Annotated in this window: 14 protein-coding genes, 1 tRNA gene and 1 pseudogene; 9 read left to right on the forward strand and 7 right to left on the reverse strand. The window is 30.8% G+C overall.

Annotated elements, in window-relative coordinates; all coding sequences use genetic code 11:
- Positions 1 to 803 (reverse strand): annotated as a pseudogene (locus Q0975_RS24325) (hypothetical protein); the annotation flags it as partial.
- A 355-nt stretch (positions 804 to 1,158) separates the two neighbouring features.
- On the opposite strand from Q0975_RS24325, the gene Q0975_RS24330 reads away from it, so the two are divergent.
- The 3 genes from Q0975_RS24330 (at position 1,159) to Q0975_RS24340 (ending at position 2,716) form a co-directional block, all read left to right on the forward strand.
- Positions 1,159 to 1,231 (forward strand) — tRNA-Gly (locus Q0975_RS24330).
- 184 nt (positions 1,232 to 1,415) lie between these two features.
- Complete coding sequence (locus tag Q0975_RS24335) at positions 1,416 to 1,781, forward strand: hypothetical protein (protein ID WP_299442067.1); 366 nt, start codon at positions 1,416 to 1,418, stop codon at positions 1,779 to 1,781.
- A complete protein-coding gene (locus Q0975_RS24340; protein WP_299442070.1) occupies positions 1,781 to 2,716 on the forward strand; it encodes a lysylphosphatidylglycerol synthase transmembrane domain-containing protein in 936 nt (311 codons plus the stop codon). The genes Q0975_RS24335 and Q0975_RS24340 overlap by 1 nt, the downstream gene beginning before the upstream one ends.
- Positions 2,717 to 2,719: 3 nt before the next feature.
- Here Q0975_RS24340 and Q0975_RS24345 read toward each other — a convergent pair whose 3' ends face one another.
- Both Q0975_RS24345 and Q0975_RS24350 read right to left on the reverse strand, forming a co-directional pair.
- Positions 2,720 to 3,820 (reverse strand): glycosyltransferase family 2 protein, encoded by a 1,101-nt coding sequence (locus tag Q0975_RS24345; RefSeq protein WP_299442073.1) that lies wholly within the window; start codon positions 3,818 to 3,820, stop codon positions 2,720 to 2,722.
- Between the two features lie 22 nt (positions 3,821 to 3,842).
- A complete protein-coding gene (locus Q0975_RS24350; RefSeq protein WP_299442076.1) occupies positions 3,843 to 5,810 on the reverse strand; it encodes a tetratricopeptide repeat protein in 1,968 nt (655 codons plus the stop codon).
- Between the two features lie 329 nt (positions 5,811 to 6,139).
- On the opposite strand from Q0975_RS24350, the gene Q0975_RS24355 reads away from it, so the two are divergent.
- Positions 6,140 to 6,715: an acyltransferase gene (locus Q0975_RS24355; protein WP_299442079.1), complete on the forward strand. Its 576-nt coding sequence runs from the start codon at positions 6,140 to 6,142 to the stop codon at positions 6,713 to 6,715.
- Between the two features lie 3 nt (positions 6,716 to 6,718).
- Positions 6,719 to 7,675 (forward strand): Gfo/Idh/MocA family oxidoreductase, encoded by a 957-nt coding sequence (locus Q0975_RS24360; RefSeq protein WP_299442082.1) that lies wholly within the window; start codon positions 6,719 to 6,721, stop codon positions 7,673 to 7,675.
- 25 nt (positions 7,676 to 7,700) lie between these two features.
- Here the strand turns inward: Q0975_RS24360 and Q0975_RS24365 are convergent, their stop codons facing one another.
- Together Q0975_RS24365 and Q0975_RS24370 are read right to left on the reverse strand one after the other, a co-directional pair.
- Positions 7,701 to 8,384 carry a GNAT family N-acetyltransferase gene (locus Q0975_RS24365; RefSeq protein WP_299442085.1) on the reverse strand — a complete coding sequence of 228 codons (684 nt, stop codon included), beginning with the start codon at positions 8,382 to 8,384 and terminating at the stop codon, positions 7,701 to 7,703.
- Positions 8,385 to 8,430: 46 nt separating this feature from the next.
- Positions 8,431 to 9,351, reverse strand: a complete 921-nt coding sequence (locus Q0975_RS24370; protein ID WP_299442088.1) for a glycosyltransferase family 2 protein — start codon at positions 9,349 to 9,351, stop codon at positions 8,431 to 8,433.
- A 188-nt stretch (positions 9,352 to 9,539) separates the two neighbouring features.
- Here Q0975_RS24370 and rffA point away from each other — a divergent pair, with 188 nt between their 5' ends.
- From rffA to Q0975_RS24385, 3 genes are all read left to right on the forward strand, one after another.
- Positions 9,540 to 10,670: a dTDP-4-amino-4,6-dideoxygalactose transaminase gene (gene rffA / locus Q0975_RS24375; protein ID WP_299442091.1), complete on the forward strand. Its 1,131-nt coding sequence runs from the start codon at positions 9,540 to 9,542 to the stop codon at positions 10,668 to 10,670.
- A gap of 7 nt (positions 10,671 to 10,677) precedes the next feature.
- Complete coding sequence (locus tag Q0975_RS24380) at positions 10,678 to 12,903, forward strand: hypothetical protein (RefSeq protein WP_299442094.1); 2,226 nt, start codon at positions 10,678 to 10,680, stop codon at positions 12,901 to 12,903.
- Positions 12,904 to 13,032: 129 nt separating this feature from the next.
- The gene (locus Q0975_RS24385) at positions 13,033 to 14,226 is read left to right on the forward strand and encodes a hypothetical protein (protein WP_299442097.1); all 1,194 of its coding nucleotides are present in this window, start codon (positions 13,033 to 13,035) and stop codon (positions 14,224 to 14,226) included.
- 714 nt (positions 14,227 to 14,940) lie between these two features.
- On the opposite strand, the gene Q0975_RS24390 is transcribed toward Q0975_RS24385, so the two are convergent.
- Complete coding sequence (locus Q0975_RS24390; protein WP_299442100.1) at positions 14,941 to 15,855, reverse strand: glutaminase; 915 nt, start codon at positions 15,853 to 15,855, stop codon at positions 14,941 to 14,943.
- A 7-nt stretch (positions 15,856 to 15,862) separates the two neighbouring features.
- Complete coding sequence (gene pepE, locus Q0975_RS24395; RefSeq protein ID WP_299442103.1) at positions 15,863 to 16,570, reverse strand: dipeptidase PepE; 708 nt, start codon at positions 16,568 to 16,570, stop codon at positions 15,863 to 15,865.
- Positions 16,571 to 16,677: 107 nt separating this feature from the next.
- On the opposite strand from pepE, the gene Q0975_RS24400 reads away from it, so the two are divergent.
- Positions 16,678 to 17,466: a carboxypeptidase-like regulatory domain-containing protein gene (locus Q0975_RS24400; protein ID WP_299442106.1), complete on the forward strand. Its 789-nt coding sequence runs from the start codon at positions 16,678 to 16,680 to the stop codon at positions 17,464 to 17,466.
- Positions 17,467 to 17,607: the final 141 nt, after the last annotated feature.

Below are 17,607 nucleotides of genomic sequence, written 5' to 3' on the forward strand. Positions count from 1 at the left end.
TGAATTCCCTGTGCTCCAGTTATTCCTTGCGCTCCGGTTATTCCTTGTATTCCCTGCGCACCAGTTACTCCTTGTGCACCAGTGATTCCTTGTATTCCTTGTGCTCCAGTTACTCCTTGCGCTCCAGTGATTCCTTGTATTCCCTGAGCTCCAGTTATCCCTTGTGCTCCAGTGATTCCTTGTATTCCCTGTGCTCCAGTTACACCTTGGGCTCCAGTAATTCCTTGTATTCCCTGTGCTCCAGTCGCACCTTGCGCTCCAGTAGGTCCTACAACACCAATTACTGTTGTTGAACCATCCTCAGCAGTATATGTAAATGTCCCATCACCATTATCTAATAATGTAGATATTGTTTCCGTAATACTTCCTCCTCCATTTGATAGGGTTATTGTATTTCCGGTTTTACTTAATATCTGTATTTCGTTTGTTGGATCTGGATCGGGGTCGTTAACAAGAGATGTTAAATCAACAGATCCACCATCTTCAAGGGTAAGTATATTAGTAACAGGGTCAAATGATAATACCTGATTATCATTACCACTGCATAAGCTAGTCCAGCTATTATTATTAAATTGAAAAATGCAATTATCGTCGGTGTTATATATCAAAGCTCCATTTAAAGGAGTAAGGGCATTCATTTGACTAGTAGTGATCCTTGTTAAAACAAAAGCCTTGTCAACGCTTTCTAACTCTAATATAGATGAAGCATCTATTTGATTAGGGTTGTCACCAACCTTTACTTGAGAGTATACATGGGTTATAGACGAAAGAATACATATAAAAAGAAGTAATTTTACCTTCATAGGCTGTAGGAAATTTCTTTTCAAAAAGAGTTTTACCTCTTTTTATTTGGGGTTATCACGTAATTAAGTTTATTTAAACAAAATAAATCGCTTATCTAGGTAAATATAGATAAGTTGCTAATATATTAATATTTTCTTAACTACAAAAATACATATTTTATCCGATTAAACGCATTTTTTTTCGATTAAATGCTTTTTTTGAAAAATATTTGACTTTTTATTAAGTCGTTGTTAATCAGTTGAGATAGCACATTTATTAAGGGTGAGAGCTTTTGCTATAAAAAAAAATATGTTAAAAATAATTTACTTTTTGTTTTGATTATTGAAGAAATCTAATACATTTGCCATTATAAAAGCGGGAGTAGCTCAGTTGGTAGAGCGTCAGCCTTCCAAGCTGAATGTCGCCAGTTCGAACCTGGTCTCCCGCTCAAAGCTTCATCATTAGGATGAAGCTTTTTTATTTTGCGTACTTTCTGCTTAAGGATGTTCTGGTTTTATTTTTAAGTTAATTATGACTTTGTATTGTTTGTTTTTGTGGAGTTAGAGTAGAAGTTTTGTTTAGTAATACTTACATTCGTTATTTATGCTTTAAATAATAATTAGTTTTTACCTATGAATAGTAGAGGTTTTACAAATATTGTTAGGTATTTTATGGATGAGTGGTTGCCACTGGCAATTAGAGATTCTAAATTTTTTATGTTCTCTTTTTATTATTATGCTTATAACGAGGAGGGTATAAAAACTGTTATGAATTTAAAGCCTATTATTTTTAAATGGTCAGAGAAGGAATTTTCTGATTTTTATTCTAATAGAGATACTCGGTTTTCTAATAGTAGACTCACGGATATGTTTAAACAATGTGTAAAGTATGTATTCGAACAGGAGATGAAAATGAAATTTTACTCTTGTGAAAAGATTCATGGTGATTTGATTTTTATTGGTGATATGGAAAAAGAAAAAAAAGTTGATCATAGCTAATGACAAAAAGATCTTTTTTAAATATTAGCTTTTGGTTGAAATTTCTTGGGATAATCCTACTTTTTTATCTTATTTATAAAGTAGGGTGGAGGGAAACTTTTGCTTCCATTAGTAAGATATCATTTATCCATGTTTTAGTTGCAGTGTTAATTTTATGGATAGCCTTTTATTTAAAAAGTATAAGATGGCGAATTATCTCTAATTCTTACGGAATTCCATTAGGCAGATATAGGGCGTTAAAAGTTTTTTTTATAGGACTTTTTTTAGCAAATATTACACCAGGGCGACTGGGAGATTTTGGCAGGTTGCTTTATATTAAAGATGATTTACCGACGCAAAAAATAGGATGGTCAAGTCTCATTATGGACCGTCTTTTTGATCTAATTTGTCTATTGCTTTTTAGTTTACTAGCAGTTATTTATTATCAGTTTAGTTTTTATATTCTAAAATTACCTAAAGAATATGGTGGAATTATTCTTTCATTATTAGGAGGGGTAGTGTTCTTTTTAATTCTTTTTAGGTATAGAAAAAAGTTTGTAAAAATTGTTAAACCATGGCAGGAGGCATTTACCTCTCATGATTTGGGGTGGTTGAAAAGTGCTCAAAGTTTTGTGATAACTTGTTTCAGTATGGTGTTAATTTATGGAGTCTTTAATTATATAGCTTGGGCTATGGGGATTGAGATTGATCATCTGGGATTATTTTTGGGGACTTTTATTTTAGGAATATTATCATTGCTGCCTATAACCGTATTAGGCATTGGGGTGCGCGAGACGTCTCTAGTTCTTATTTTTCAATTATATAAATTGCCTGCAGAAGATGCTATAGCGTTATCATTAATTATTTTTCTTCTTCAATTGATATCTTTTATTCCAGGTGCTATTTGGTTTTATCTTTCACCAATACGCTTACAGGATTTAAAGCAAATGAAATAATAGTTATTTGGATAGTCTTTCGTTATCCTGTATGTCCATCCACATTGCGAATAACAAGGACTGAAAACCTGATATGGTTAGGAAAATAAATATTATTAAATAATCTGTCGGTGTTTTCGAATTAGGAATAAAAAAGTTAGCTATTAACTGATATAGAAAATAACTATTTATAATGGCAATAATAAATGCAACCCAATACAATAAATATAAAGGATGAAAACTGCGATATAAATATTTTGTTTGAAGTCTCTTAAAAAAACAGCGAATTAATAAAAATAAAATAGGTAGCGAAACTTTTAATATATTCAGTTTGGATTTTTCTCCTACACCATATATTGGTTTGATTTTTACTTCTCGGATAGTGCAAAAAGCTATGTTAAGCTTAACTAATAAATCATTAGGCATGCCATATCTTTTGTAGATTTCATATAAAGGAACTGAGTTTAGTGCGTTATTCGATATAGCCGTATATCCGCTTTGAGTATCTGATATCCCCCAGTATCCAGAGGCGATTTTTGTTAAAATACTTAGTATAGAATTCCCTAAGAAACGAACGCGAGGAATAATTACCCACGCACTTTTATGAATAAGACGGTTTCCTTTTACATAGTCTATTCCTTCTTCAATTACTGGTCTGCAGATTCCATCTAATTCATCTGGATCCATTTGTCCATCCCCTGCCATTACCGCAGTACAATCAATATTGTGGTCTTTGCACCATTTGTATCCTGTTGCGATTGCGGCACCCACACCTCCATTTTCCAAGTGCTTAATAACTATGATTTTTTCGTTTTCTTGGTTTTTATTTACTACTTCAGAAGGGGTGAATTTTTTTATTTCATCCATACTTTTTTGCCTAACTTCTATGTCAGCTCTATTGTATATGGTTGGAGTTATTTCAGTTTTAAGTAATGATTTTAACGTTACCGGAGAAGAATTATCTTGTAAATGCTTCATTACAGTACCAACGGTATCGTCTTTAGAGGCGTCATCTACTACAATTATTCTGTCGACAAATGATGGCATGCTGTCCAAGACCATGTTTATTTGTTGGGATTCATTATAACAAGGTACTACTACCGCAATTGTTTTGTTGTTAAGCATTTTATGTTATTTTATTCTTTATTTAATTTTTGAGATTATCCGTTGCCCACTTCAGGTTGTTTTTGGCTAATTGATAATTTGGATTAATTTCGAGAGCTTTTCTGCAAGCTTGTGCTCCAAGTTCCCACTGTTTTAATTGGTTGTGGGCTGAACATATATTGTTATATGCATATGGGTTTTTTGGATCAATTTCTAATATTTTGTAACAAGTTTTAATAACTAATTCGTAGTCTTTTGTCTGATAATATTTCTGACTAAGATTTAAAAGTGTATTAGCGTCAGGATTATTTTCCGTTTTATTTGCTAATAAGTTTATTTCTTCTTGCATTGTTGTTTTGTTTTTTAAAACTGAATTTAAAAGACTTTTAGATTGAAGATGATTTGGGCTTTTGGTTAATGCCTTTTTTAGGTAAATTTCCGCCTCATTGTATTTTTTTTGTTTAGCAAGATATCTTGCATAGAAATAATCAGGAGAAGGAGAGACAGAATTCAATTTTATAGCAGATTTAAAATATTGTTCGGCTTTAGTAGAATTCTTTTTAGCATCATATAAAACTGCTAAATTTATATGCAAAGCATAGTAGTTAGGACTTAATTTGTCAGCTTTATTAAAATATTCTAAGGCAATATCATAATTTCCTTTTGCCATATGGGTTAATCCATAATTCATCATGCCTCTTCCATTTTTTGGGCTTTTCTGAACTACATCTAACCAAAGAGAATCTTCAGTATCCCATACGTTGTTTCTTTGTATTGTGCCATATGCATTGCCAATAAGTACTATGGCGAGAACTATCGTGATTAGAGGGAAATATCTTTTAGGATTATCAAGTATTTTGTATTTCTTTAGTAGTATTAATATTCCCCAGGGAACAGCAATAAATAAACCTATGAAAGGAAAGAACATTCGATGATCATTTGCGATCTGAAACAAAGGATTCAGTGTTGTTGGTAGTAAAGCGATAAAAAACCAAGCAATGCCAAAAGAGATTGGTCTAAGTTCTCTTTTAAACGCTGTTTTTATCATCAGAAATAACATCGCTAGTATGATAAATAAACCTACAAGCAATCTTATGTTGTACCAAGGTTTGATAATTTCAATATCGGGATCTGCACTAAGATGTATAGGAAGAATGAAGTTGCCTAAATAATGCGTAATTACATACCATTGTGTACTGATATATTCGAATCTTGTAACTAAGAAATTTGTAGAATTTGTGGATTCTGGAGTTAAATAATATTGATTAAAAACAAATAAAGAAAAAGCGATAATTCCTGCCGGAAGAGTTTTTTTAAATATAATAATTATTTTCTTTTTTGTTTGTATGCTGAAATCAGTTATTAATGAATTTTCTTCAAAAAGAATAACATATACTAGTAAAAGGGGGAAAAACATAACTCCGGTTTGTTTTGTCCAGATTCCAATAATCATCGTTATAATGTATAGATGCCATTTTCTGCCAAACGGGCTTAAATAGAGTAACAATGATGCAACTATGCATAGTGTAGAAAACGAGTCAGATCGCGCGCAAATATAGTTTATAGTTTCTGCATTGACAGTATGAAGAGCAAACCAAGCGGTAGCGAAAAGAGCAGTAATTCCTATCCATTTATATTTGGGAAGTGATTCATTATATATATGTTTAAGTAGAAAGTAATTCAGTATAATGAGTATTAGAAACCAAAAAAAGATGTGATAATGAAAATAGCGAGAATCTAATCCATCTGCAAACGAATAATCAATTGCATTCATTAGTGTGATCATAGGTCTATATGCTCTATTTGCCGGAAGAGAGCTAAAGGTATCAGCATTGGTGAAAAAGCTTGTCCAATTCTCTAAACTTCTAATGGATTCGTTTTCCGATATTGTATGGGTGTCATCAAAAAAGAATGGATTATCAAAATGGTTAAGGTATACTAAAAAAGTAGCGATAAGTATTACCAATAATATTCTGATTTCTAATTTTTGTGAGGTAAAATTTTTAAACATACAGCTTTAGAATTTCAGAAGTCTCTGGAGTATAATTATTTGTTATTGAGTGTGCTACAGCTTAATAATTCGTATTTCAGAATAAACTTAATTAGTACAATGGGTCTAAATATAGTAGTTTTTATATCTTTTTTATTGCCATCGAAGATAAATATTTTTGATAAAATTTGATATATGAAAAGTCAATAGCTCATAAAATGTTACATATGTATAGGAATGAAAGTATTTTTTTTAATGATGAAACAGAATGAATTATTTTATATTTGGAAAACATTAATTCAATAATGTTTTAAAAGAAAATTTCTTAGAGATATAAAGTAAATAGATAAATGGATAAGAATTATTTTGCTCATGAAACTTCTGTGATCGATGACGGATGTGTTATTGGTAATGATACCAAAATATGGCACTTTTCTCATATCATGACAGGTTGTGTGATGGGTAAAAATTGTAATATTGGTCAGAATGTGGTGATTTCTCCAGAGGTAATTTTAGGCAATAATGTAAAAATTCAGAATAATGTTTCTTTATATACAGGAGTTACCTGTGAAGATGATGTTTTTTTAGGCCCATCTTGCGTTTTTACAAATGTTATCAATCCTAGAAGTGCTATAAACAGAAGAGGAGAATATGCTAAAACACATGTTGGGAAAGGAGCTACAATTGGAGCAAATGCTACTATTGTTTGTGGGAATGATATTGGTGTGTATGCTTTTATTGGTGCTGGTGCGGTTATTACTAAGGAAATTAAGCCTTATGCGCTTATGGTTGGTAATCCTGCGAAGCAAATAGGGTGGATGAGTGAGTACGGACACAGATTGAGTTTTGATTCAAGTCATATAGCTACTTGTCCTGAAAGTGATGAAAAATATGAACTTATTGATGAAAATGTTTTTAAAATTTAAGACATGAATAATAAAAATTTTGCAATTATGGGTGTTGGAGGTTATATAGCTCCAAGACACCTAAAAGCAATTAAGGATACAGGAAATAATTTAATAGCTGCTCTTGATAAGTTTGATAGCGTTGGTATTATAGATAGTTATTTTCCCGATTCACATTTTTTTGTAGAATTTGAGCGGTTTGATCGGCATATTGAGAAGTTAAAAAGAAGAAAGAATATTCAGTTAGATTATGTTAGTATTTGTACACCAAATTATCTTCATGATTCTCATATCAGGATGGCATTAAGAAGAGGGGCAAGCGCTATATGCGAAAAGCCGTTAGTCCTTAATCCTTGGAATATTGATACATTAGTGGAAATAGAAAATGAATCAGAAGGAAAAGTAAATACAATTCTACAACTAAGATTACATCCTAGTATTATAGCTTTAAAAGAAAAGGTTGATAACGGTCCTAAGGATAAAATATATGACTTTGATTTAACATATTTGACCTCGAGAGGTAATTGGTATCATGCTTCCTGGAAAGGAGATGTCGCTAAATCAGGAGGAATAGCCACTAATATAGGTGTTCATTTTTACGATATGTTATCGTGGGTTTTTGGAGCGGTAAAAGGGAATAAAGTGCATTTATTAACCAATGATGCTGCATCAGGATATTTGGAATTTGAAAAAGCTAGGGTTAGATGGTTTTTGTCTATTAATTATGATAATATCCCAGATCATATAAAAGCTCAAGGTAAAAGAACATATAGATCTATTACTATTGATAATGAAGAGATTGAGTTTAGTACTGGATTTACTGAGTTACATACCAGAAGTTACGAAGGGATATTAAGAGGAGAAGGATACGGACTTTTGGACGCGAAGACCTCTATACAGATTGTACATGATATTAGAAATGCAGAAGTTACTCCTTTACAAAATGACTATCATCCGTTTGTTAAGAATATAATCAGCTAACTATAAATATAATTTTAACTAAAAATTATTTACGCCAATAGTGATAAATGTATTCTTTAGATTTTATTTGGTATCCGTTTTTTTTATAAAAATTGCAAGCAGTTTCATTATCTAATTGAGTAACTACAATTATTTTAGAATTTTTTTCTGATTTTGCAATTTCTTCTACTTTTTGTAATAATGCAGATCCTATTCCTAGACCTCTATGTAGGGGAGAGGTTGCTATTAAACCTATTTGATAAAAAGAATCGTTTTTCTTCAATGATATGAATCCTACAATTTTGTTTTCTTTTTTGTAAACAAAAACATAGTCTGCCAATTTTCCATTTAGGCTATTTTTAATCCATAAGGTGAAGAACTTTTCGAAGTGATTAGATAATCTTGGATCTAATTTGAATCTCGAATATGTTCCACTTGCAATGGATAAATTAATAAGTTCTTCATTTAATTCTCCTTTGTACTCCTCAACTTGAGAGGTTTCCCTAGCTTTAGCTTCTGAAGCTATTTTTTTTTCAAAAGTAACTTTCTTATCATAAAGAGGGATCTTGCTGTTTTCTAGTAACGTTTGAGAATGAATATATATTAAATCAAAATTAGAAATCTTTGTAAGATCTACTTTTTTTTCATCAGAATATAATCTTCCAACTCGAACATCAAAGAAATTAGAATCCCATTCTAAAACTTCTATATTTTTATCTAATTCATTCATGTTCTTTTCAGGGAGTGTGATTATAGCATAGCGAGTTATATTGTTTTTACTTATTTATTCTTTTTGATATGATGTAGGTTGGTCTTTCTTTTACCTTATCAAAAGTTTTTCCTAAATAAACTCCAATTATTCCAAGGATAAAAATTATTAATCCCGATAAGAACCAGATGGAAATAACAATACTGGCAAAACCAAGTACCTTGATTTCTCCGTTTACATATCTATAAATGTATATTAAACCAGAAAGGAACGAAAGAGAGGCAATGACTAACCCTAAACGAATTGTAAGTCTCAATGGTTTGTCAGAAAATGCAATAATATTGTCAACTGCTAAATTGATTAGTTTTCTCCATGAATAAGAGGATTTACCTTCTGCTCTTGAGCTATGCTCTACATTTATTTTAGTGCTTTTAAAACCGACCCATTGAACCATAGTAGGAAAAAAACGTACGTGGTCATGCATAGATAATATAGATCGTATCACTTTTTGATTGTAGATCCCAAAATTAGCAATAGAAGGATCTTGTTTACTATCAGTTAAATAACCAAAGGTTTTATAAAACATTTTAGAAGATATTTTTTTAAAGAGACTATCTTGTCGTAATTCTCTTTGAGCATATACAATGTCATAACCTTCTTTAGTCTTATTGAATAATTTTGGTATTTCTTCTGGTTGGTCCTGTAAGTCACAATCCATTACAACAACCCATTCTCCGATAGCAGTGCTTAATCCAGCGGTTATGGCATAATGTTGCCCGAAGTTTCTGCTTAATTTAATTCCTTTTACATTTTTGTTTTTTGCACAGATGTTTTCGATAGCTTCCCAAGAATTATCGGGGCTACCATCTTCAACTAATATGATTTCATATTGCTCAAACATTTCCGATAAAGAACGCTCTAATCGTTCTACAAGTTCATCTATAAGGTTTTGAGCTCTATAAACTGGGCTTACTATTGATATTTTCAAATATTTGATTTTATTTAAAGGTGATTATTTTCTAAAATTACTAAATAAATAGAAGAGTATGGTAAATTGCTAATCACTAATTAGATAAATAGTGATTTCTATTTTTTTGTATCTATAAAATTTTCTAAAAATACATTTACTAATAAAAAAGAACTAAATTTAAATCCCATACAACATAATCCAACTAAATGATTCCATTTAATAAACCATACATGACGGGTGATGAACTGTACTATATAAAGGATGCAGTATCGAGAGGGAAAATTTCTGGAAACGGATATTATACTCAGAAATGTCATAATTTTTTTAAAGAAGATATAGGTTTTAGAAATTGTTTATTGACATCTTCTTGCACCGATGCTCTAGAAATGGCTGCAATACTTGTTGATATAAAGCCGGGAGATGAAGTTATTATGCCTTCTTATACCTTTGTGTCTACAGCAAATGCTTTTGCGTTAAGAGGAGCAAAGATTATATTTGCGGATTCTTATAGCGATGATCCAAATATTGACGCTGGTTTGTTAGAAGGGTTAATTTCTAGTAAAACAAAGGCAATAGTAGTTGTTCATTATGCAGGAGTATCTTGTGATATGGATGCAGTTATGCAAATAGCCAATACATATAATTTGTTTGTTATAGAAGATGCAGCTCAGGCCATAGATTCTTATTATAAGGATAAGCCACTTGGCACAATAGGCCATTTGGCAGCTTTCTCATTTCATGAAACAAAAAATATTATTTCTGGCGAAGGAGGGATGTTGGTGGTAAACGATGAGCGTTTTGATCAACGAGCAGAAATTATATGGGAGAAAGGAACCAATCGATCTGCCTTTTTTAGAGGTGAAGTGGATAAATACTCTTGGGTAGATGTGGGGTCCTCTTTTTTACCATCAGATGTTACTGCAGCTTTTTTGTTTGCACAATTAGAGAACTTAAAAAAGATTCAATCCAGAAGAACAACTTTGTGGGAAACGTATTATAAAGGGCTTAAAGGTCTCGAAATCCGAGGTTTATTAACATTGCCGAAAGTACCAACATATGCAACGTGTAATGGTCATTTGTTTTATGTTGTTTGTAAGGATATAGAGGAAAGAGGTCAACTCATTTCTTATTTAAAAGACAACGGAGTCTATGCCGTTTTTCATTACGTATCTCTTCATAAAAGCCCTTTTTATGAAACAGAAAATGATAGTGTTATGCTAGAGAATTGTGAGATGTTTTCTGAAAGATTGTTACGATTGCCATTATATTATGAGTTACATATGGAAGATCAAAATAAAATAATAAAACTAGTTACAGATTTTTTTGATAAAAAATAAACATTGTATGGAATTTGATCTTAAAAAAATGATGAATTATAGAAACGGTTTTATACTAACTGCTTTTGTTATTGGTTGGACTATGATGTTTTTAAGTAAAGATTATGGTCCATTAGAAGACACAAAAATACATCAGGATCATGGTGTTAGAATTCTAAATTATTTTAAGGGAATAGATAAAGCTGCTACCTTAAGCCCAATTGATGCAGAAGGGAATTATATCGATGTTGCTTTAAGTCAGGAACATGAAAATCGTGGGATGAATGGTTTTGGAGGTTTTTTTGATCTTCTTACTAATTTCTTACATCAATATTTTAATTCTTTTGAAGTGTATCAATTTAAAAATTTGATAAATTCTATTTTTGGTTTTTTACTTTTTCTATTCTGTGGTTTGTTAGGAAAAGAATTAGGAGGGTGGAAGACAGGGTTGTTTTCATTAACTTTTGTTGTGTTATGTCCAGTGATCTTTGGGTATTCTATGAATAATCCTAAAGATATTCCTGCAGCGGCATTCTATATGTTTTCTTTATTCCATATAATAAAACTCTTAAAAGAGCTACCAAAGATTACATGGAAAAGGGCTTTTTTATTAATATTCAATATTTCTCTATTAATTAATATCAGGGTAATTGGATTAATGACTTTAGGGTATCTGTTATTAGCTGTTTTTTTATGGTGGTGGTTGCAAAACTACAAATCGAAATTTAAGCAAGTTGTTATAAAAGATACACTACTTCTAGGAGCTAAAACTTTAGGTGTATGTATACTTTCATATATCGCTGTGGCTGTTTTTTGGCCATATGCTCAAACCAATCCATTAAAGGTTCCGATTGAAGTGTTAATAAAGATGGGAGAGTTTAGAGGGTTTGAAAATTTACAATTGTTTGAAGGTGTTTGGCAAAGTAGTTTTAATACGCCTTGGTACTATGCTATTAAGAATCTGTTTATTATTATGATGCCATTACATGCTTTTATAGGTTTTTTTCTGATTCCATTGATGTATTATAAAAATGATCAGATTAATAAACTTTATGTATCAATGGTATTGTTTGCTTCTGTTTTCCCAATGATATTAGTTGTTGTAGGTACACCTAATAATCATGATGGTTCGCGACAATTTATGTTCTCTGTTTTACCGATAGTAGTAATTAGCGCATTATCTTGGTTAAAATTATTTCAGTTAATACCTCGAAAAAATGTTGTCAGAATACTGTCCGTTGGACTCATCTTGTTGATGCTTCAGCCATTGTATTTTATGAGTAAATATCATCCAATGCAAGCGCTATATTTTAGTCCAATTATAGGAGGAGTGTCCGGTGCCTTTGGGAATTACGAAATAGATTATTATGGAGTTGGAGTAAGGCCTGCTATAGATTGGCTGGAAGAAAATGTAGGAGATTTAGATAATCCTCCAAAGGTAAGATTGTACTATGGTAGTCAAACAAAAGCTTCTTTTTATTTAGATAAGACTCCCAAATTGCAACATGTCTTGACTAGAAGAGATTCCCCTAATTGGGATTATTCTATTATTATGCTTGCGGAAGGTAAATATAAAAGAGATCATATCAATGTAAATTGGTCTCCGGAAAACACTGTTCATGAAGTTAAAATAGATGGTGTTTCTATATGTTTCATTGTCAAAAATAATTATCAGGCAGAGAATCATATAAAAACTCTAGAAGCTCAAATGGAAGTAAACCCCTCTCTGAATGGATATATTCAATTGAGTTTACTGCATTATAATAAGTTAGATTACTTTAATAGTATTCAAGTATCTAAGAAAGCGCTTAGTTTAGACCCTACTAATAGTATTGTGTATAATAACTTATGTTCTGCTTATAATAGATTGAAAATGTATGATAAAGCTAAGGAAGCTTGTGAAAAATCATTAGCAGTTGATAATAGTTCTGAATTAGCTAAGAATAACCTTGCAGTTGCTGTAAATGGAATTGAGAGGTTAAAAAAGAAGCAACTAAGTATTAATGAGTATATTAATCTTAGTTATTATTATTACATATTAGGCTTTCATAAAAGATGTATAGAAACTAGTGAAGATCTATTGTTGTTAGATTCCAATAATGCTACAGCATATAATAATATTTGTTCTTCTTACAATATTCTAGGTGAATTTGAGAAGGCTGTAAAAGCTTGTAATAGAGCATTGGAAATTGATCCAAATTTTGAAAGAGCAAAGAATAATTTAGAAAGAGCAAAAAAGAGCTTGGAAAAATAAACAAATATTTTTTTGAGATAATCTATAGATCCTTCAAACTTGAATTTAGTATTAAAACATTTATCAATTTTAAAATGGGAGAATTATAAAATATTATATTTACTCATTTATGATTAAGATTTTAGTAATATGAATACTATGCATAGTAATAAACTAAAGTACATCGATATAATAGTGCTTTTTTCATTTTTCATGGTGCTTTTTTGGTTTATAATGAAGTATATTCCTACTGATATGCCTATTCATATTAATTCCATTATAAAAGTTAATTCTGGAGAATCATCCTATTTACCTCATTTTTTGTTTTTTTTTATAGTTAACCTGCTTTCTTTTTTTTCAAGCAATGTTGATTTAATGTATGTTAGTACTGCATTGGTATTATCGCTAGCTACTGTAGGGAAATTTTTGTTATCTAAAAACATGATTTTAGAAATCGCTGCAGGATCTAAACTAGAAAACAAAGAAACTATAGTGAAGATAATATCGTTTGCACTGTTGTTTTGTTTTGCGATCCCTGATATCTATAATTTTTTTGTTCTGAAGCTTATGTATTTGGGTAGAACGCCATCCGTTGTTTGGCATAATTCTACTATCATTAGTGTTTTTCCTTTTGCTATATTGTTGTTTTGGAGGCAATTAAAATTGTTTAAAAAAGATTGTCATTCATTGTTAGATAGAGAAATTTGGTTAGTTACTGCTTTAATTATCCTAAATATTTTAATTAAGCCCTCTTTTATTTTTGCCTTTATTCCAATATCTGCTTTTTTTATTTTAAAAGATTTTGATAAGAATAATATTAAGAATTCTATATTTAAGATATTGCCAATTTTTATAGGAGGCGTTTGTATTTTAGTACAGTATTTAAGTATTTATTATTTTCAAACAGGATCTTTACATGCATCTAAGAGTGGTATAACTATCGCAATGCCTTTTGAGTTTTTAAGAGCATTTATACCATCTTGGTATATCCCATTTGCTTTTTTACTTTCTTTTGCTTTTCCAATAGCAACTATGTATTATTATAGAGAAATAATTAAATTTAAACCATTTAATTATGCTTTGTATTTAACCATTTTTGGGATAATACTAAGTGCTTTTGTTGTAGAAGATGGACCAAGAAGATTCCATGGTAATTTTACTTGGCAAAATATAATCTGTTCTTATCTTTTGTTTTTAACTACTACGGCTTTTTTGTTTTCAAAATTCAAAATAGAAAATGTGCTTTCCAAAAAATCAATAATTTTATGGTCGCTTTTTATACTACATTTTTTATCCGGAGTATTATATTTATTTAAAATGTACTTTACAGGTAGGTATCACTAAATGAATGAATTTGATTTTTTTTATTTAACAAAATCAATATATCTATACTATTTGGTTGTTTATCATATGAAAATGATAAGAACCGATAAGATCTTTAAACTCTAAAAATGAAAATGCAACATATTTCTATAGTGATTTCTTTGTTTAATGAAGATGATAGAATATCAGCATTGGTCTAGATTAGGTGAAAGTGTTCGGATTTTAGCATGTTTGCCTAATGCTTATCTCAAAGGGTCTCCGGAAAATCCACCTGTAAAATTATTTAATGCGCCTGTATTTATCAGTGGATTGTTATTATTGTTTTTTGGATTTTGGAAAATAAAAAAACCTTTGTTTGGACTCCTTTTATGCATTTTAATAAATGCTATACCCTTTTTTCTTTACGAAGTATATTCTCATGAGAATATTTTTGGATTAATGGCATCCGTGTTTTTTATGATAATAGGATTAAACATACATGTGTTATTTCTAAAGTCTATAGATTATTTTAAACTCACTTTTGTTGTAATAATTTCTGGAGTATTACTTATTTTTTTTAGTGAATTTAGAAATGAAACTTCGGTAGTTATGATTTCTTTACTATTGATTTATATACTGTCTAAAAATGTTAAGATTGTTCCCAAAATAGTCTTTATTATAATGTCAATTTTTTTCTTTAATTCCAGTAAAAGATATATTAGAAACTAAAGAAGTTCAAGAATAAAATAAAAACATTTAAAAAATAGAAAATCCGGTCAAGGTCGTCAATCGTTCTAGCGCATACATCCCTAATTCAGAGTTTCCTTTGACATTAAGAGGCGGACTCCATACTGTTACTGCATATTGACCAGGATGAATAGATGCTATTCCACCGCCTACACCACTTTTTCCTGGTAGGCCTACTCTGAAAGTAAACTCTCCTGCCTCGTCATAAAAACCGCAAGTTTGCATAATAGCATTAATACGCTTTATTTTTCTTGGAGAAATTACCTGAATATTATCAGATAAGGTGTTTCCTGCATTCGCATAGATCATAAAAGCTGTTGCTAATTCTCTACAAGACATTTCTATAGAACATTGATAGATGTACAGGTCTAAGACAGTTTCTATATCATTTTTGATGTTCCCAAAAGATTTCATAAGATTCAATAAAGAAGCATTGCGGTGGCTGTGCTTCTTTTCAGAGTCATAAACTTTAGGGTTGATATCTATAGTGGGATTACCAGTAATTTTACGAGTAAAATCTAAAAGCTTCTGTTTTGGATTTTCTATAGCTGATACCAGAATATCGGCTATAACAAGTGCACCAGCATTTATAAAAGGGTTTCTTGGAATTCCATTTTCGTACTCTAGCTGAATTAAAGAGTTAAAAGGGTCTCCGGATGGTTCTACATCAACTCGTTCAAATAATTCATCTTCTAACAAGGTCATCGCTAGTGTTAAAGAAAAAACCTTAGAAATACTCTGGATAGAAAAGCGTTCGTCTTCATTCCCAAAACCATAATGACCTGAGTTAATACAGTATAAATGCATTCCGAATTTATCGGGATCAATCTTAGCCAATTCAGGAATGTATGAAGCTACTTCTCCAGTATTGGATCTAATCAATGATTCGGCTTTTATGGTATCAAGGATTTGTTGATATTGCATATATCATTTAGTTTAATTCTGATAAAGAACTATTGGGTGTTATTTCATATGGGCTTTTGTTTTGTTCAAAAACCCTTGCGGATAATTCGCCTTTTAGTCTAATTTCATTTTTATAAATTCTTATCCAACTTCCTTCTCTGAGACCAACAACAGGTTGTGAATTTAAGTTGTGAAATTCTTTTATACGAGTCTCTCTAGTTTCACCTTTATGTGTAGAATTTGGATCAGGATCCAGATAATGAGCATTTATATTAAAAGGTATAATTCCTAATGTTTTATGGCTTGGCGGATGTACTATAGGCATGTCATTAGTGTTTTGCATAGTAAGCCCACAAATATTACTTCCTGCACTAGTTCCTAGATACGGAGTACCTTGATCTATAGCGTTTTTAAGCGGTTCTAGTACTTTATTCCTATACAATTGATTTACCAGTAAAAATGTATTTCCTCCACCTGTAAAAATACCTTGTGTATTTTTGAACGCTTCTGAGATATCCGAAAACATGTGTATACCAAGAATTCTTTTATTAATCTTTTTAAAAATATTATTAACACCAATAGTGTATTCATCATGAGAAATTCCACCAGGACGCGCATATGGAATGAATAATATTTCTTCAGAATCCTTGAAAAGCTCAATTAAAGACTCGAATAGATATTCTAACGGTCCACTACCGTGAATAGTAGAAGTGCTTGCAATTATACAGTTTTGCATAAATTTTTTTTAGTAAAGGTAGTTTAACGTTTTCTTATAAAGAAATCTTCCAAGCATATTGAAAAATTGTAGTATCTTGATTACATACTAATTTAACTGAGCCTACTATGAAAATGAAATTATCCTTACTTCTTATTTGTTTTACAATTAGCTTTTCTTTTGCCCAAATTACTTCTAGAGTTATGATCGACGGTCGCATTAGTGCACCAATAGGAGATGATGTAGAGGGTGTTGTTGTGTATAATCTTACTACTAAAAAAGGAACTATTACGGATGGCGAAGGTAACTTTAGAATCAGTGTCGGTACCAACGATAAAATAGAGATAATAGCCATGCAATATCAGAAATTTGTAGTGTTAATTGATAAAGGAGTATTGAGTAATAGGAGATTGAATATTTTTTTGAATGAATCCGTAAATCTTTTAGAAGAAGTAATTGTAACACCGTATGATTTGTTAGGGAATGTATCCGTAGATATTAAAAAAATTGATGTTTCTGAAAGCGGAATTGACGAAGTAGCCAAACTAACATCATCCAGAATTAATGATACAGATTATGATTGGACAGCAGATGAATTATCTGAATTAGAAAACAAAGTGTTTTTGGAAGATAGAATGATTTATGGACTTAACTTTGTCAATCTTTTTAAAGTTGTATTTGAGAATAAGGATAAAAACAATAATAAAACTCCTGTGGATATTGATGTTAAGGTTAGGAAAATGTATAATGATGAGTTTTTTAAAACAAATTTAGCTTTAGAGATGGATCAGATTAATGATTTTATCTTCTTTGCAGAAGAAAACGGATTGGATAAATCATACCTGGAAGAAGGAAATGAGCTAAATCTTATAGAATTTTTGGTTTCTCAAAGCAAGGTGTATAAGGATCGTAAGTAATAAAGCTTTAATGGGCGCAACATTTTTTGAGCACCTACGTCTTTATGAATTAGTATGACGAAGTTTCGGAATTGATTTGTTAGAAATCACCATTTAATTAAGGTTTCTTTTTCGAATTGAGTCATAAAACTAATTCACTTT

The organism is uncultured Aquimarina sp. (genome assembly GCF_947500065.1).
Lineage (GTDB): Bacteria > Bacteroidota > Bacteroidia > Flavobacteriales > Flavobacteriaceae > Aquimarina.

What these genes read in the sequence shown, in the direction of transcription:
- Q0975_RS24335 (WP_299442067.1), top strand. Translation starts at nt 1,416, where the DNA reads ATGAATAGTAGAGGTTTTACAAATATTGTTAGGTATTTTATGGATGAG.
- Q0975_RS24340 (WP_299442070.1), top strand. Translation starts at nt 1,781, where the DNA reads ATGACAAAAAGATCTTTTTTAAATATTAGCTTTTGGTTGAAATTTCTT.
- Q0975_RS24345 (WP_299442073.1), bottom strand. Translation starts at nt 3,820, where the DNA reads ATGCTTAACAACAAAACAATTGCGGTAGTAGTACCTTGTTATAATGAA.
- Q0975_RS24350 (WP_299442076.1), bottom strand. Translation starts at nt 5,810, where the DNA reads ATGTTTAAAAATTTTACCTCACAAAAATTAGAAATCAGAATATTATTG.
- Q0975_RS24355 (WP_299442079.1), top strand. Translation starts at nt 6,140, where the DNA reads ATGGATAAGAATTATTTTGCTCATGAAACTTCTGTGATCGATGACGGA.
- Q0975_RS24360 (WP_299442082.1), top strand. Translation starts at nt 6,719, where the DNA reads ATGAATAATAAAAATTTTGCAATTATGGGTGTTGGAGGTTATATAGCT.
- Q0975_RS24365 (WP_299442085.1), bottom strand. Translation starts at nt 8,384, where the DNA reads ATGAATGAATTAGATAAAAATATAGAAGTTTTAGAATGGGATTCTAAT.
- rffA (WP_299442091.1), top strand. Translation starts at nt 9,540, where the DNA reads ATGATTCCATTTAATAAACCATACATGACGGGTGATGAACTGTACTAT.
- Q0975_RS24380 (WP_299442094.1), top strand. Translation starts at nt 10,678, where the DNA reads ATGGAATTTGATCTTAAAAAAATGATGAATTATAGAAACGGTTTTATA.
- Q0975_RS24385 (WP_299442097.1), top strand. Translation starts at nt 13,033, where the DNA reads ATGAATACTATGCATAGTAATAAACTAAAGTACATCGATATAATAGTG.
- Q0975_RS24390 (WP_299442100.1), bottom strand. Translation starts at nt 15,855, where the DNA reads ATGCAATATCAACAAATCCTTGATACCATAAAAGCCGAATCATTGATT.
- pepE (WP_299442103.1), bottom strand. Translation starts at nt 16,570, where the DNA reads ATGCAAAACTGTATAATTGCAAGCACTTCTACTATTCACGGTAGTGGA.
- Q0975_RS24400 (WP_299442106.1), top strand. Translation starts at nt 16,678, where the DNA reads ATGAAAATGAAATTATCCTTACTTCTTATTTGTTTTACAATTAGCTTT.